The sequence below is a fragment of the Ruegeria sp. HKCCD6604 genome (genome assembly GCF_013110635.1).
Lineage (GTDB): Bacteria > Pseudomonadota > Alphaproteobacteria > Rhodobacterales > Rhodobacteraceae > Ruegeria.
On sequence record NZ_WVQW01000003.1, the window covers coordinates 308,428 to 323,755 of the forward strand.

At 57.3% G+C, this 15,328-nt stretch carries 12 protein-coding genes; 6 read left to right on the top strand and 6 right to left on the bottom strand.

The annotated features are described in order from the left end of the window. Positions 1-35: 35 nt before the first annotated feature. The gene (locus GS614_RS11415) at positions 36-971 is read right to left on the bottom strand and encodes a LysR family transcriptional regulator (RefSeq protein WP_171169889.1); all 936 of its coding nucleotides are present in this window, start codon (positions 969-971) and stop codon (positions 36-38) included. Positions 972-1,074: 103 nt separating this feature from the next. On the opposite strand from GS614_RS11415, the gene GS614_RS11420 reads away from it, so the two are divergent. Together GS614_RS11420 and GS614_RS11425 are read left to right on the top strand one after the other, a co-directional pair. After that, positions 1,075-2,109 carry a phosphotransferase family protein gene (locus GS614_RS11420; protein ID WP_171726322.1) on the top strand — a complete coding sequence of 345 codons (1,035 nt, stop codon included), beginning with the start codon at positions 1,075-1,077 and terminating at the stop codon, positions 2,107-2,109. 11 nt (positions 2,110-2,120) lie between these two features. Further along, positions 2,121-3,362, top strand: a complete 1,242-nt coding sequence (locus GS614_RS11425; RefSeq protein WP_171726323.1) for an acyl-CoA dehydrogenase family protein — start codon at positions 2,121-2,123, stop codon at positions 3,360-3,362. Positions 3,363-3,454: 92 nt separating this feature from the next. Here GS614_RS11425 and GS614_RS11430 read toward each other — a convergent pair whose 3' ends face one another. Next, positions 3,455-5,050, bottom strand: coding sequence for a GMC family oxidoreductase (locus GS614_RS11430; protein WP_171726324.1), 1,596 nt, complete (start codon positions 5,048-5,050; stop codon positions 3,455-3,457). A gap of 109 nt (positions 5,051-5,159) precedes the next feature. Between GS614_RS11430 and GS614_RS11435 the strand changes: the two genes are divergently transcribed. The 4 genes from GS614_RS11435 (at position 5,160) to GS614_RS11450 (ending at position 9,277) form a co-directional block, all read left to right on the top strand. Beyond that, on the top strand, positions 5,160-6,398 hold the full coding sequence (locus GS614_RS11435) for a TRAP transporter substrate-binding protein (RefSeq protein ID WP_152460475.1): 1,239 nt from the start codon (positions 5,160-5,162) through the stop codon (positions 6,396-6,398). 64 nt (positions 6,399-6,462) lie between these two features. Beyond that, positions 6,463-7,128 (top strand): TRAP transporter small permease, encoded by a 666-nt coding sequence (locus tag GS614_RS11440; protein ID WP_152460474.1) that lies wholly within the window; start codon positions 6,463-6,465, stop codon positions 7,126-7,128. Then, positions 7,128-8,486: a TRAP transporter large permease gene (locus GS614_RS11445; protein ID WP_171331461.1), complete on the top strand. Its 1,359-nt coding sequence runs from the start codon at positions 7,128-7,130 to the stop codon at positions 8,484-8,486. Before GS614_RS11440 ends, GS614_RS11445 begins: the two co-directional genes overlap by 1 nt. Before the next feature lie 11 nt (positions 8,487-8,497). After that, positions 8,498-9,277 (top strand): IclR family transcriptional regulator, encoded by a 780-nt coding sequence (locus GS614_RS11450; protein ID WP_171117966.1) that lies wholly within the window; start codon positions 8,498-8,500, stop codon positions 9,275-9,277. 306 nt (positions 9,278-9,583) lie between these two features. On the opposite strand, the gene GS614_RS11455 is transcribed toward GS614_RS11450, so the two are convergent. The 4 genes from GS614_RS11455 to GS614_RS11470 form a co-directional block, all read right to left on the bottom strand. Beyond that, entirely contained in the window at positions 9,584-11,320 is a 1,737-nt protein-coding gene (locus GS614_RS11455; protein WP_171726325.1) for a Mur ligase family protein, read from the bottom strand. A 14-nt stretch (positions 11,321-11,334) separates the two neighbouring features. After that, entirely contained in the window at positions 11,335-14,136 is a 2,802-nt protein-coding gene (cphA, locus tag GS614_RS11460) for a cyanophycin synthetase (protein ID WP_171726326.1), read from the bottom strand. 15 nt (positions 14,137-14,151) lie between these two features. Next, entirely contained in the window at positions 14,152-15,045 is an 894-nt protein-coding gene (locus tag GS614_RS11465) for a cyanophycinase (RefSeq protein ID WP_171205788.1), read from the bottom strand. A gap of 94 nt (positions 15,046-15,139) precedes the next feature. After that, entirely contained in the window at positions 15,140-15,307 is a 168-nt protein-coding gene (locus GS614_RS11470) for a hypothetical protein (RefSeq protein WP_171117957.1), read from the bottom strand. Positions 15,308-15,328 lie beyond the last annotated feature (21 nt).

A 15,328-nucleotide genomic window follows, 5' to 3' on the forward strand; every position in this document is an offset into this window, starting at 1 on the left:
ATATCCTGACGACACATGTTGCCCGAGGTTCCGTATCAATTCTGATCGACCCTATGATGCTGTTCCGTATCGTTCGCTCTGACGGTGCGACCTGCAATTTGGTCGAACATCCATTGTACGGCTTCGTCGCCGTCGGACCGGATATGCCGATAAAGGCGAAGTTCGATCGGAGGCACTTCAACCGGCAGCCTCAACATGCGCAGCCCCATTTCACGCGCGCTGCATTCGGTCAGCGTGGCAACCATATCTGTCTTGTGCAGAATATCCCGGATGTTCAGATAGCTTTGCATCTGAAGCCCGAGTTTGCGCCGTGCGCCCAGTTTGCGCAGGACGATGTCGACCGGACTCGCCCCCTGAGGCCGTGAGGAAACGTGCAGATGTGTCAGCTGAAGATATCGCTCCAGCGTCAATGGGACCGAACCCAGCGGGTGATCGGGTCGCATGGCACAGACATAGCGGTCCTTCATGATGGTCCGGCTGATCAGATCCGAACTGTCCGGCATCGGAATGTCCGACGCGATGTCGATCGTGCCCTGCTGCAACGCCTTACGCGTATCCCGGCGGGGAATGCGCACGAGGCTGAGTTCGACCTGTGGTGCCGTGCGTTGAAACCCGGACAAAAGCCCGGGCAGGATGATGAGGCTGTGAAGATCGACCAAACTGACCCGGAACAGCCGTTTGCTGGTGAACGGGTCGAACCGTTCACCCTGCGCCGATGCGGCTTGCAACTGGTGAAGAGCGGCTGAGATCCTGTCCGAAATGCTCTCTGCCAGGGCCGTGGGCTGCATCCCCGTGCTAGTCTTCACGAAAAGCGGGTCGTTCAGTGTCTTGCGCAACCGGGTCAGGGCGTTGCTGACGGCCGGTTGCGTGATCGACAGCCGTTCGGCAACGCGGGTCAGATTTCGTTCGGTGTAGATGGCGTCAAAAATAACAAAAAGGTTCAGGTCGATCTTGTTGAGCTTGGTCGTCATGTCATTCACCAGATTTATGCCGGCGATCATGCAAGTAAATTTCACAAATGTCATTGGGGGCGGTAAGCTGAATCGTATCCTGGCGGAATACGGAGTTTCATGCATGACCTCATCCGACCTCGAACTCGATACCGAGCGGCTTTCGACATATTTGGGGCGCCATATCGAAGGCTTCGCCGGCCCATTGTCCTATCAAAAGTTTTCGGGCGGGCAGTCGAACCCAACCTATCTGCTGAAGGCCGGTGGTTCGAAATACGTGCTGCGCCGCAAACCGCCAGGTGACCTGTTACCTTCGGCCCATGCGGTGGATCGGGAATATCGTGTTCTGAAGGCACTTCATGGCACTGCGGTTCCGGTCGCCAAACCTTACGTGCTGTGTGAGGACACGGAAGTCATCGGTTCCATGTTCTATGTCATGAGCTTCCAGGAGGGCCGTATCTTCTGGAACCCGGCGCTGCCCGAGTTGGACGTGGTCGACCATCATCCGGTGTTCGACGAAATGATCCGGGTTCTGGCCGCGCTGCATTCGGTTGACACAGGCGCCGTCGGCCTGTCGGACTTCGGCAAGCCGGGAAACTATTTCCAACGCCAATACAGCCGCTGGACCAAACAGTATCGCGCCGCAGAAACAAGTAATCTTCCCGAGATGGAACAGCTTTTGGGCTGGCTGTCACGCAACCTGCCCGATGGTGACGGTTCGGTCAGTCTGATCCACGGTGACTTTCGCATAGACAATTTTATCTTCGCTTCGGATGCCCCGCAGATCACCGCGGTTCTGGATTGGGAGCTGTCGACGCTGGGCCACCCGATGGCTGATCTGGGCTATTTCTGTGTGTGTCTCAGATTGCCGCCCACCGGTCTGATCCGGGGGCTGCAAGGGCTGGATCGCGCTGCTTTGAACATCCCTTCCGAAGCTGAGATGATCGAGCGGTATTGTTCGCTGCGTGACCTGCCGGAGATTGAAAACTGGACTTTCTATCTGGCGTTTTCCTTTTTCCGGATGGCTGCGATTGCACAGGGTGTTTACAGCCGTGCGCTGGCGGGAAACGCATCGAACGAGAACGCAATGGCGTTCAAGGGGCTGGTGGCCCCTCTGGCGCAAATGGCGCTCGACGAAATCGCTGCTGCAACTCACTGAAGAGGATCACAATGGATTTTGCTCCATCGCCACGCGCCACGGAAATGCACGACCGGCTGAAAGCCTTCATGCAGGCGCATATCTATCCGCGCATTCGCGACCACAAAGAGGAAATAGAAGCCGGCAATTTCCCCGTTTCGTTCATGGAAGACCTCAAGTCGCTGGCCCGCGCCGAAGGGCTTTGGAACATGTTCCTGCCCTCCTTGCGGGATGATGAGCCCGGAACGCGGCTCAGCAATCTTGATTACGCGCCCCTGGCCGAGCTGATGGGTCAGGTAAGCTGGTCTTCGGAAGTCTTCAACTGCAACGCGCCAGATACCGGGAACATGGAATTGCTGCACATGTTCGCCACGCCCGAGCAGCGCGAAGACTGGTTGGTGCCGCTGTTGAACGGCAAGATCCGCTCGGCCTTTGCCATGACCGAACCCGACGTGGCCAGTTCGGACGCGACCAACATAACGACATCCATCCGGCGCGAGGGTGATGAATACGTCATCAATGGCCGCAAGTGGTTCATCACCAATGCGTGCCACCCCAATACCAGACTGTTCATCGTCATGGGCAAAACCGACCCGAACGCCGATCGCCATAAACAGCAAAGCATGATCATCGTTCCAAGGAATACGCCCGGTTTGGAGATCGTGCGCAATCCGACGATCCTGAACATGCACGATCCCGAAGGCCATGCTGAACTGGTGTTCAAGGGCGTGCGCGTCCCGGTCGGCAATCTGCTGGGCGAAGAAGGCAGCGGTTTTGCACTGGCTCAGGCGCGACTTGGGCCTGGGCGAATTCATCATTGCATGCGCTCGATCGGGGCGGCGGAAATGGCACTGAACCTGATGGTGGAACGTGCTCAGGAACGGAAGACCTTTGGCAAGCAACTCTCGGAACAAGGCGTGATCCGTGAATGGATCGCCAAATCCCGGTTGGAAATTGAACAGGCGCGGCTATTGACCCTGAAGGCGGCCTGGAAAATAGATCAGGTGGGGGCGAAAAAGGCCTTCCGTGAAATATCCCTGATCAAGGTCGTGGCGCCCCAGGTACATGCAAAGGTTACGGATCGTGCAATGCAGGTTTTTGGCGCAATGGGCATGACACCCGACACGCCATTGGCCGACAGTTACACTTGGGCCCGGGCGTTGCGCTATGCGGATGGACCGGATGAGGTCCATCTTCAGGCTATCGCCAAACAGGAGTTGAAGAATTCCAATTATGGGATGTCGGCGCAGTGGCTGACACCGCCTCTGCGCTAGGTCAGGGCAGGGATGGCATCACCGGACTTTTCCTGAGATCTGCAAGCCGAGTTGCCCAGTTTTCCTGGGATCCGGATACGCGGCCTGCCGCGCTATGTTCCGGCGGCAAGCAAGTCACTCGCCTTTTCTCCGATCATGATCGCGGGGGCGTTTGTGTTGCCGCTGACGATTTCCGGCATGATCGAACAATCCGCGACCCGCAGGTTTCCGATGCCGTGCACCTTTAGCGCGGGGTCAACGACTGCGGTTTCATTCGTACCCATCGCGCAGGTCCCTGTTGGGTGATAGATCGAAACGGAATTCGACCTGACCCAGTCCAGCGTGCCCTCGTAATCGTCGGTCGAAAGTTGGGATGTCGGGCGGAACTCTTCGGAAATCTTCGATGCCAGCGGATTGTGCTGTGCGATTCTGCGGGCGATGTTCACGCCGTCGACGATGGTTCGGCAATCCGTTTCCGTCGACAGATAGTTCGGAATGATCTTTACATGCTGTGATGGGTCCGGGCCGTTCAGATGCAGTTCACCCCTGCTTTCCGGCCGCAGCTGGCACACGGACATGGTAAAGGCGGAAAACGGGTGCACGCCTTCGCCGGGGCTGTCGGCGGACCAAGGCTGTACATGGAATTGAATGTCGGGTGTATCCACGTCCGGGCGCGTTTTCATGAATCCGGTCGCAAGGCTGGCCGCCATGGTCATCGGACCGGCGCGGAACAAAGCGTATTTGAGCGCGATACGGGCCTGATTGATCAGGCTGCGCACCTCGTCATTCAATGTGGGTTCGTTGCATTTGAAAACGAGACGGGCCTGCAAATGATCCTGTAGTTTTTTGCCGACATTGGGCAAGGCATGGATCGGATCGATGCCGTTTTTCTTCAGGTGGTCTGGGTCGCCGATACCCGACAGCATCAGAATTTGAGGAGAGTTGATTGCACCGCCGGACAGGATGACTTCGCGCCGTACCTTCAGGGTTTTCTCGTTGCCTGCGCGATCCCGATAGACAAGTCCGGTCGCCTGTTTTCCATCCAGCGTTATGCGTGTCACCAATGCGTTCGTGATGATGTTCAGGTTTTGTCGGTTTCGAATGGGTTTCAGATACGCCACTGCCGAGCTGCACCTGCGCCCATTGCGGGTGGTCAGCTGAAAATACCCTACGCCTTCCTGATCTGCGCCGTTGTAATCCGGATTGAACGGGTATCCGGCGGCTTGCGCTGCCGCGACCCATGCGTCGCAGATCGGTCGCTGAATGCGCATGTTCGACACCGACAGCGGCCCACCGACACCGTGATACGGGTCTTCGCCGCGTTCTTGATCTTCGCTGCGTTTGAACAGAGGCAGCACGTCGTCCCAGCCCCAGCCGACATTCCCCATCTGGCGCCAGCGGTCATAATCCTCTTTTTGGCCGCGCACATAGAGCAGACCGTTCAGAGAGGATGAGCCGCCCAGCACCTTGCCGCGTGGCCAGTCGATCGAACGCCCGTTCAGGCCCGGATCGGGCTCGGTCCTGTAACACCAGTCCACCGAAGGGTTGTGCATGGTTTTGAAATAGCCAACCGGGATGTGGATCCAGGGATTGGTGTCGCGGCCGCCAGCCTCCAACAACGCGACGGTCGTGTTGGGGTCGGCGCTGAGCCGATTGGCGATGACACAGCCCGAAGACCCCGCGCCAACTACCGCATAATCCACTTCCATGACCGCCTCCTTCCAACGTCGTTGAAAAAAACTCTATGCAAGATGCAAGAAATATACTAGCCTTTTTTGATACAAAACGTCTCAATAATTGCGAACAGGGAGGTAAGCAATGGAGATTGGTCGGAAACTGAGTGGTATTTCTCGGCGGGATTTTTTTCGGGTGGCAGGGCGCTATGGCATGAGCTCGACGCTGCTTGCAGCAGGAGGGTTTGGCGGGGCAATGAGCTTGGCCAATCTGGCGCAAGCGGCGGAATCCACGTATGAAAAACGCTTTTCGAAAGAACCGAAGCACACGTTGAAATTTGGTGCGTCGGGCTTCAACACCCGCAACCTGCTAATCGAGCGCGCCGGCGCCATCGAGTTTGCACGCGACCTGGAAGAACGCACAGATGGCGAGATTCGCATCGAGTTCATCGGCGACAACCAGATTTGCGGTCAGCTGAGCTGTGTTGAGAAAACCCAGCAGGGAATCGTCGATATCTACGCGGCCTCGACACAGAATTCGGCCGGCGGTGCGCCTTATCTGAACGTTCTGGACTATGCCTATATGTTCCCCAGCCGGGCGGCGCAGTATCATTTCTTCTACAGCCCCGCCAGCCAGCGCATCCTGCGCGACCCGCTTGAAAAGCGTCACGGTCTGAAATTCCTGTTCACCCATTGTGAACTGCGCGGTCTGCAAATGGGCTCAACCTTTGCCGACAAGCCGACCGTCACCAAGCTGGAAGAGCTGTTCGGGACCAAGAACCGCGTGACGGGCACGCAGCTGGGCCGGATCGCGATGCAACTGCTGAACCTGAACCCTGTTCCGGTGGCATGGGAAGAAACGCTGGATGCGCTCAAGACCGGTCTGATCGATGGTGCGGAAACCTGGGCCTCGGCGGTGGCTTATGCGAACATGGCACCTGTGGTCTCGCAATCGGTGAACCTGAAGTTCTTCTGCGGTACCGAACACACTTCGATGTCTGCCAAAGTATTCGATGGGCTGGGCGGTGAATTGCAGGATGCCGTGATGGAGTCGTCCTACTTCACCCAGGCTCTGATTCAGGGAGCGAACGAGGCGGCACTGCTGAACACTGTCGGATTCTCGGATCCGCAATTGCCGCAAACCATTTTTGCGGAAAACGGTGTGCGCCCTGCCTTCCTGCCGGAGGACCAGATCAAACTGGCCGAAGAAATGTGTGCTCCGAACTACAACCCCGAGCCGTGGGCGCAGTGGCGCGAGCGGCTGAACAAATGGGCCGGTGGCATCGACACATACCAGGAGATCTACGACATCGCGCGCGAGATCCCCGCGGACACGCTGCCGGAAAATGTCGAGCCGCGCCGCTGGTGGAAGGGCGAGGCCTGATTAGACTGCCAGAACCGGCCCGAATGGGCCGGTTCAATCAATACCCACTGGGAGGACGGGCTTCATGTCACTTTGGGCAGACATTGGCGCAATATTCAGCGCTTTTCTCAGCCAGGATTCTTTCGAGATTCAACTTGCTCTGGAATCCGACGCGGCTTGGATCGTCGGTGCGGTCGTTGCCGCGATCGGGGGTTTGCTGGTCATGCTGATCTATCGCAAGGTGCCGTTGATCGAACGTCATCTGGAACGGTCGGTCATGGTGTATTCTTATCTTGCCATCGCGCTGATCATTTTCTGGGGCGTGATCGACCGGTTTGTCTTCAATGATCAGGAACCCTGGTCCACGACCATTCCTCCGCTTCTTTTCATGGTGATGGCCTGGTTTGGAGCGTCCTACAACGTACGCCTGCGCACGCATCTGAGTTTCAGTGAATTCCGCACCGCTATGCCCCGCGGCGGGCAATTAGCCTGCCTGTTTCTTGACGCGGTACTGTGGTTCATCTTTGCGGTGATCGTTATCGTGACCACCTCGCGACTGGTGGCGCTTTCGGCCTCGAACTTTCAGATCGTTCTGGGCACGGACAATATCATGCAGTGGTGGTTCCTGCTGGCTGCACCATTGTCATTCTTCTTGATGGTCGGTCGCGTGTTTCAGAACCTCGCCGATGATTTGCACAACTGGAAAACAGGCGAGCCGCTGATCAAGCAGGCCGTGATCGGGGCAGACTGATGACAGACGGAACACTTGTTACACTGATCTCGCTGGGGGTCACCTTTCTGTTCATGCTGGGCGTGCCGGTGCTGCTGGTCATCGGTTACTGGGTCATTGGATGTTCCTTTGTCCTTGGTCTGACGCTGGACAATATGGGGGCCGAACTGCTGAACGTCTTCAACAAGGGCTTCGCCCTGTTGGCAATGCCGCTGTTCATCCTGACCGGAGATCTGATCAACAAATCCGGTATCGCGCGAAGGCTCAGTGATTTTGCCTATGCCTGTTTGGGCTGGATACGCGGCGGACTTGCAATGGCGTCGCTGGGGGCCTGCGGGTTGTTTGCGGCGATTTCCGGGTCGAACTCCGCCACGACGGCGACCATCGGGTCGATGCTGCATCCCGAAATGGTAAAGGGCGGCTATGACGAACGGTTCAGCGCCGCGACCGCTGCTGCGGGCGGTACTGTCGGTATCATCATTCCCCCTTCGATCATCTTCATCGTCTATGGCTTTCTGATGAACCTGCCGATTTCCGAATTGTTCGTGGCCGGTATTCTGCCCGGTGCGCTGATGGTCATCGGGATGCAACTGGCATGCTGGGTCATCTGCCGCATGAACGGGTGGGGCTATCTGATCCCACTGCAATTGAACCGGGTGCTGAAAACCGCCTTTGGTGCCTGGCTCGGCTTTTTCGCCATCGGTCTTGTGCTCTGGGGCATTTATACCGGCAAGTTCTCTCCGACAGAGGCCGCCGGCGTGACCGTGGGCTTTTGTGTCATCGCGGGGCTGGTCAGCTACCCGATCAACCGCATCATGGGGGCCCGGAACGATATACCGCCAACCGAAAAGAGCTTCGCTGAAATGTTCGTGGTCGAAGGGTTCACGATCCCAGAGATCCCCTCAATCGTCATCAGGTCTGCCCAGATTACGGGTATCCTGGCCCCGTTGATCGCAATTTCGGTGGTGATGCAGCAGATCCTGTCCCTGCTTGGCGCACAGGAAACAATCGGAAACTTTGTGACCTCCATGGGGGGGTACCATGCGGTTCTGTTCACATCGATGGTGATCGTCTTCTTTTCAGGCATGGTGCTGGAAAGCCTTCCGGTCACCATCATCCTGGCCCCGATCCTTGCGCCGATCGCAGCCTCGGTTGGAATTGATCCAATCCATTTCTCGGTCATCTTCCTGGTCGGGGCGTCCATCGGGTTTATCACACCACCATACGGGCTTAACCTGTATGTCGCTTCAGGCGTGACGGGCGTGCCGTACTTCCGGTTGCTGCGCTATACGGTGCCTTACTTGGTGTCCCTGCTATCCGTCTGGATATTGGTGTCGCTGGTCCCCGAACTGGCCTTGATCCTTCTGCCAAATAACTAGAATGTTGAAGGATGGCCGAGACTGATACTAAAGACAGAGAAACTCAGATTCCCACCAACCTGCGCCTGTTGCTGATCCTTGAAGAGGTGGCACGGCGCGGCGTTGCGGTCAAACCCTCGGATCTGATCGATGCATTGGGATTGGCCAAACCCACCATCCATCGTTTGCTGCAAACGGCAGAGGCAGAAGGGTTCTTGCAACGCGATCTTGACGGACGGTCCTATGGTCCGGGCAGACGATTGCGGCTGTTGTCCGTGAATACCATGTCCGCCGAACACCTGCGGACTGCGCGTCTCGCCATCCTGCGCGGTGTGGCCGACGAAGTGGGCGAAACCTGCAATCTGGCCATCCCGGATCGCGAAGGCATGATCTATCTAGACCGGGTGGAAACCAAATGGCCGTTGCGGATTCAATTGCCGATTGGAACCCAGGTGCCGTTCCACTGCACGGCCAGTGGCAAGATGTACCTTTCCACCTTGCGTCCCAAAACTCTGAACGGGTTTCTGTCAGCCGGAAAGCTGAAAGAGCAGACCGCCCGTTCTTTGACAGAGCCGACGGCTCTGCTGAGCGAAATCAAGATCACCGCCGAGCGGGGATTTTCCACCGACGACGAAGAATTCATGGCGGGCATGGTGGCGATTGCCGTACCGGTGCAGGACGCGCAGGGCAGGCTGGTTGCCACGCTTTCAGTTCATGCCCCGACGCAACGGCATGACGTCGGCAGTCTGAAGTCATTTCTCGACACCTTGCGCCGGGGTGCAGAAAAACTGTCGCTGCTGTTGGGCGAGTAAGTGGCGCACCGGGATAATCGGCAATCGAACAACAACAGGGTTGTGTTATTAGGCCCGGACTGTGTTCCAAAGCTTCATGATCGCCGAATGCCCGCTGAGATCCACCGTGACCTGACAACTCGGGCGATTGGTTTCGCTCAGTTTCCCGAGGCGAGATTGAACGGTGGATTACGTCCTCACAAATATAGAAAACCCATGATCAGGCCGACAGTCATTCGTGGCCGTGATTTCTTAGATGCCGCAAATCCAATGCGGGGTTTGTTTGTTTTCCAATAGATCGCCGGGGTACGCCAATAGGTGTCGTACCTAAGCGCCCAGCATCTCAAGAACGGCGTCGCGTTCTGACAGGACAAGCAACAAAGCAAGATCGCCCGGCTCAAGTTGTTTAAGAATCCTGGCCGCGGCCTGAGAAGGGGATGGGGCCCTTTGGATCTGATCAGCGTTGTATCCGTGCTTCAAGGCCGTCCATTCGATCAGGTCCGGGATTTCTCCCAACGCCCGGCCTCTCAGATAGCCTTCCAGTTCGGCTGCAACGATTACGTCAGGTTGGAATTTCAAAGCCGTCGCGGTGACGTCCCGAATGTCCTGATCCGATCTGTCGCCCGCATGGCTGAGCATGATAAAGCGACGTTTTGCCGGAAGTCCTGACAGCGCTTCGCACACGGCAGAGATCGAGTGCGGGTTATGTGCGAAATCTACAAAAACACGGGCGTCATGATAGTTGAACTCGTTGCAGCGCCCCGGATTGTCCTTTGCATCGGGTTTGAAACCGGCCAATCCATCTCGCACTGCCTGAAGGGGTAGGTCCAGCGCCAGAGCAAGGCACATGGCGGCCAAGGCGTTCAGGGTGTTGTATTTCGCCGCCCCGCCCATGGTCACGGGCACGTTTGACACGGCAATCACCGTCTTTTCGGAAGTGCCATCGAAAAACACGATATTTTCCTGCTGCACATAGGCGCAGCATTTGTTGGAATCGCGCGCGTCACGGATCAGATCCGCTTGTGCATCCAAGGAAAACCACCAGATATTTGTCGACGTGTTTTTTGCCTCGGCACGGACATACGCATCATCAGCGTTCAGAACCAGCACGCCACCATCGGTAAGTGTGCGATGCACGGCGAATTTCGCCTGTGCCAGTTCCGGCACGGTATTGACGCCGTACTGTCCCAAATGGTCATTCGCAACATTTGTGACTGCGGCTGCCGAGGCCGCACGCGTTGGCAGACCACGGCGCAGAATACCCCCGCGGGCCACTTCAAGGCAGGCGATCTCAAGGCGCTTGTCGCGCAGCAGCATCCGGCCGCCACCCGGGCCCGAGTAATCGCCTCGGTCAAGAATGTCGTTGCCGACCCGCACAAACTCGGTCGAGGTCAGCCCTGCAACTTTGCCAGATGCCCGCGCGATCGCCTCAAGCAACCGGGTCGTCGTGGTCTTGCCATTGGTGCCGGTGATGAACGCAACTGGAATGTTGTGAAGGCTGGACCAGTCTACGTCACCAGGGACGGGCAGGGCATCAACCGGGCAGACCTGACTACCTGTACCGTGCCCGATTGAAACCTCATCGTCGTCGCACAGAATATCCACGCCATGCGCCTCGGCCGCTGCGATCAGGTCGATCAGGCGCGGATTGGCTTCTTTGGCCATAACGGTTTTGACATCGGCCACCATTTGATCAAAGTCACCAGGAGTTGCATCCAATAACTCGGCGGCACAGAAGTGCCACGCCGTCTGCACCGCGAAGATCGCCGAATACAGCTGATCCATTGGTGCGGAAATCGCCAGATTTACACCGCCAGTGAATGTGCGATGGGTCAAATCCTGATCCGTCCATCCCAGCGCGTCCAGCACTCGCCGGGCGTTTTTTTCCCACAGGGCCGAGACCGTGGATGGATCAATTCCGGTGAAAAATACATCCATCACCGCGCCGGGTTTGTTCCATAACAGGCCAGGGCCCGTCAGACGCCGGGCGTCGCCGACCTGAATATGATCAGCGGTCGCACTTACTATGGTCAGCGCGGTTTCAAGCTCTTCAATCCGGTCCATTCCGGTGCCCTCGCTCAGTCCGCGTCTTCGCTGTTTTCACGCGCCAGGCGCACACCGCGCTCGTCTCTGATCAGATTCTGATCGTTTTCGAACATGTCCTCGAAGGATGTGTCGACGGCCGTGGTCTTTGGTACAGCCTCGGCATCTGGGGTTGCACCGTCAGAGCTGAAATAGATGATCTGTTTCCAGCAGCGCGTAGTGTCGTCGCCGAAGATTACCAACAGATCCCCCGGTACCGCTTGTTGCAGCCCGGCATTTACGGCCTCGACCTCATCCGGGATAACCGTAATGGATGCGTCGTCAACGCCATTGTCGATCAGTGCCTGACGCATCATCCGCGGTACTTCATCATGTCCTCGGCCTCTGCGGCGGTCATCGGCCTTGCAGATGAAATGGTCAAAATGCCCGGCCAGCGCGGCAGCTCCGTCGATGATATCTTCATCGCGCCGGTCGCCGGGCATGGCAACGACACACAATCGGCGACCTTTGATCTCCAATTGATCCGCCAACGCGGCCATCGCGTTGAGAGCGGCGGGGTTGTGGCCGTAATCCAGGATGACCTTGAACGGATGTTCGTCATAGACGTTCATACGCCCCGGCGCCTGGAAATAGCTGGTATCGAAGGTGCGTAACCCATGCCGGATGTTGTCCAGATCGACCCCGAAGCTGTAGGCCATGGCGGCAGCAAACATGGCGTTTTGAACGTTGAAGATCGCTTTGCCTTCCAGTGCGGCGGGGATCAGATGCGACCACAGGACCGGAATGTGAAGCCCGTTGTCATAGATCGTCAGCATGTCTCCATTCATGCCTTTTTCCAGAACAATGGCCTTTCCGCCTGCCTTGATATGTTCCTTGACCAAGCTGTGGCCGGGATTGGTCGTGACGTAGAAAATCTGATCCGCCCCGGCGTAGTCAGCCATTTTCAGACAATTGATGTCATCAGCATTCAGAACCGCAGTATCCGTCGCGCTTTCCACCACCACGCGTTTCACCACGGCCAGTTCCTCGACTGTGTTTATGCCGCCAAGGCCAAGATGGTCGGCCGAAACGTTAAGGCATGCCGCCACGTTCGAGCGCTGGTATCCCAGACCAGACCGCACAAGCCCGCCGCGCGCGGTTTCCATCACGGCAAAATCAACCATCGGGTCGCGCAAGACGATCTGCGCGGATTTTGGCCCGGTCATGTCACCCTTGACGCTCAACTTACCATCGACATAGACCCCGTCGGTCGAGGTCATGCCAACGGTTTTGCCGCTGGTCTTCATAATATGGCCCAGCATTCGGGACGTCGTCGTCTTGCCGTTGGTGCCGGTGATCGCGGCGATCGGAATGCGGGTTTCCTCATTGGCTGGAAACAGCATGTCGATCACTTTGCCGGCTACATCGCGCGGTTGTCCTTCGGATGGCGCCACATGCATGCGGAAACCGGGTGCTGCGTTCACTTCGACAATGGCACCGCCGATGTCTTTGTAGGATTTGGTGATGTCGTCGATCAGGAAATCGACGCCGCCAACATCCAGCCCAACCGCCATTATGGCTCGTTCCGCCATGTCGCGGTTGTCGGGATGGACCACATCTGTCAGGTCGATCGCAGTGCCGCCGGTCGAAAGGTTTGCCGTCGAACGCAGATAGAAAATTTCACCGTCCGGCAAGACGGTCTCTTCGGTTACGCCTGCGGCATCCAAAAGGCGCCTGGCCTGAGTATCGATCTCGAGCATGGTCAGTACTTTTTCATGCCCGATGCCCCGGCGCGGGTCTTCGTTCACGATATCGACCAACTCGGCAATCGTGTGCGTACCATCACCGACCACATGGCCTGGAACCCGTTTTGCCACCGCAACAAGCTTGTTGTTCACCACAAGCATCCGGTGATCGAACCCGGTGACAAAGCTCTCCACCAGAATGGCGCGGCTGCGGGAATGTTCCTTTGCTTCGGCAAAGCCAGCCTCGACCTCTTCATCCGAGTTCAAATTGATCGAAACGCCCCGCCCATGATTGGCGTTCAATGGTTTGACGACCACCGGATGGCCAATGCGCGCCGCAGCACGCACAGCTTCGCGGGCGGAATAGACCATGCGCTGCTGTGGAACCGGCAGGCCAAGATCGTTCAGCAGGTTGTGGGTATCTTCCTTATCGCAGGAAATCTCGACCGAGATATGTTTGGTCTCGGATGTAATCGTCGCCTGAATGCGTTTCTGGTATTTGCCGTGCCCGAATTGCACCAGCGAGCCAGAGTTGAGTCTGATCCAGGGAATGTCGCGTTCTTGCGCCGCCTTGACCAGCGACCCGGTCGACGGGCCGAATTCCTTGCGCTGCGCGCGCAGAACAAAGCTGCGCAGTTCGTCGTCCCAGTTAAAGTCCGGGTCGAAATCGTAATCCACCAGATCTTTCAGGGATTGAGGCAACAGATTCATCAGTAACCGCATTGCCAGCTTCCCTGCGTCCAGCCCAACGTCGCGCTGACGGTATTCATACACCATGTTGTACTGGCCCGGCTCACCTGTGCCGCGTGTCCGGCCAAAGGTCACGTCAGTGCCCGCTACGTTCTGAACCTCGATGGCACAATGTTCCAGAACGTGACCCAGCCACGTGCCTTCGTCTTCACGCAGACGGCGGATGAAACCTCCGGGTTCGCGGTAGGAACAGCCATGCTCCGCAAGGCCAGGAAGCGCTTCGATCAGCGCGTCGATAAACTCGGAACCTATTTTTGCCGATGGCCACTCTTCCAGAATACCCAGGTCGATGACGTGGCGAATAACGGGGAAACTTGCCCAGACATTCGGGCCGACAAAGACATTGGTCGAGATTATTTTCATGAGGCTCCCCGTTGGTTAGCTTTTGTTCCCCCCGTTTGCGGCCTCTTCCCCGGAAAAATCCGGCAAGGTGCAGAACGCCAGATGCTCATCCGGCGGAAAAGCCTGGCGAGCCGTCAGGTCATAACGGCACCCTTCACCCAGAACGTCAAGCCGAAGTCCCAGAAGGCTAAGCGCTTCGCCCCGCCGGGCATCCCACATTGATGAATGAGTCAACTGGCTGGCATCCACGACAGTAACCGAGCCGCTGCCGATGACTTCAAAGACATTGTCGGGCCCAATGAAGGCGGCCGTATCTTCGTCAATTCCCAAACCAATCAAAAATGGGTTGAAAGATGAAGCCGTTAGCAGGCGACCCAGACGGTTACGCTGGGTGAAATGTTGATCGATGATGACGGCATTGGTCAGGCCCATACCTGGTGCAAGTGTAATGTTGCCTTCCGCCGGAGCCGAGTTGCTGCTGCCACCGGCAACCATGTGTTCAGACATGATCGAAGCACCCGCCGAAGTTCCGGCAACCGGAACACCGGCTGCATTCCGCCGGCGGATTTTTTGGGCGACCAGAGTTCCCCCAAGAATCGCTGACAGGCGCAACTGGTTTCCACCTGTCATGAAAACTCCGGTCGCTCGATCAAGCATCTCGACATACTCGGGGTTGTCGCAATCCGCCCTGCGCGAGATAGGCAGGAACTCTACTTTGCCCGCACCCAGTTCGGAAAAGATACGGTTATAATCGGGCCCGGTTTCTTCCAGCATCGAGGCTGTCGGGATCACGACGATGTCGGCATCGCTGCCGCCAGAAAGCTCAACGAACTTGCGATGGATCTGCATTTCCTTGACGCGATCTTCGCCGCCCCCGATCGGGATAATGAACCCGCGTGGGGTCTCTGCATCAATGGGTGCAGGGCACATGTCTTAACTACCTTCCGGTGCTGAAGCGGGCAGTCATCGGGGACCGCGCGGACGCTTTGAACTGTTCATGCATGCCACGTCGGGCTATCGGGCTTTAGCGGACATGCTGCTCCCCCCCGGCCATCACATGCCGTACAGCAAGGTTTTCGTCAAGAACCACCAGATCGGCGTCCAATCCCGCCTTCAGACGCCGTTTGCTATACGGTTCTAGCACATCGGCCACGTTCGAGATGAACAGCCCCAGCGCACCGAACAGGGTCATTCCCCGATCTATGAGGTGGCG

Coding starts and splice junctions, on each gene's coding strand:
- GS614_RS11415 (WP_171169889.1), bottom strand. CDS start 971: ATGACGACCAAGCTCAACAAGATCGACCTGAACCTTTTTGTTATTTTT.
- GS614_RS11420 (WP_171726322.1), top strand. CDS start 1,075: ATGACCTCATCCGACCTCGAACTCGATACCGAGCGGCTTTCGACATAT.
- GS614_RS11425 (WP_171726323.1), top strand. CDS start 2,121: ATGGATTTTGCTCCATCGCCACGCGCCACGGAAATGCACGACCGGCTG.
- GS614_RS11430 (WP_171726324.1), bottom strand. CDS start 5,050: ATGGAAGTGGATTATGCGGTAGTTGGCGCGGGGTCTTCGGGCTGTGTC.
- GS614_RS11435 (WP_152460475.1), top strand. CDS start 5,160: ATGGAGATTGGTCGGAAACTGAGTGGTATTTCTCGGCGGGATTTTTTT.
- GS614_RS11440 (WP_152460474.1), top strand. CDS start 6,463: ATGTCACTTTGGGCAGACATTGGCGCAATATTCAGCGCTTTTCTCAGC.
- GS614_RS11445 (WP_171331461.1), top strand. CDS start 7,128: ATGACAGACGGAACACTTGTTACACTGATCTCGCTGGGGGTCACCTTT.
- GS614_RS11450 (WP_171117966.1), top strand. CDS start 8,498: ATGGCCGAGACTGATACTAAAGACAGAGAAACTCAGATTCCCACCAAC.
- GS614_RS11455 (WP_171726325.1), bottom strand. CDS start 11,320: ATGGACCGGATTGAAGAGCTTGAAACCGCGCTGACCATAGTAAGTGCG.
- cphA (WP_171726326.1), bottom strand. CDS start 14,136: ATGAAAATAATCTCGACCAATGTCTTTGTCGGCCCGAATGTCTGGGCA.
- GS614_RS11465 (WP_171205788.1), bottom strand. CDS start 15,045: ATGTGCCCTGCACCCATTGATGCAGAGACCCCACGCGGGTTCATTATC.
- GS614_RS11470 (WP_171117957.1), bottom strand. CDS start 15,307: ATGACCCTGTTCGGTGCGCTGGGGCTGTTCATCTCGAACGTGGCCGAT.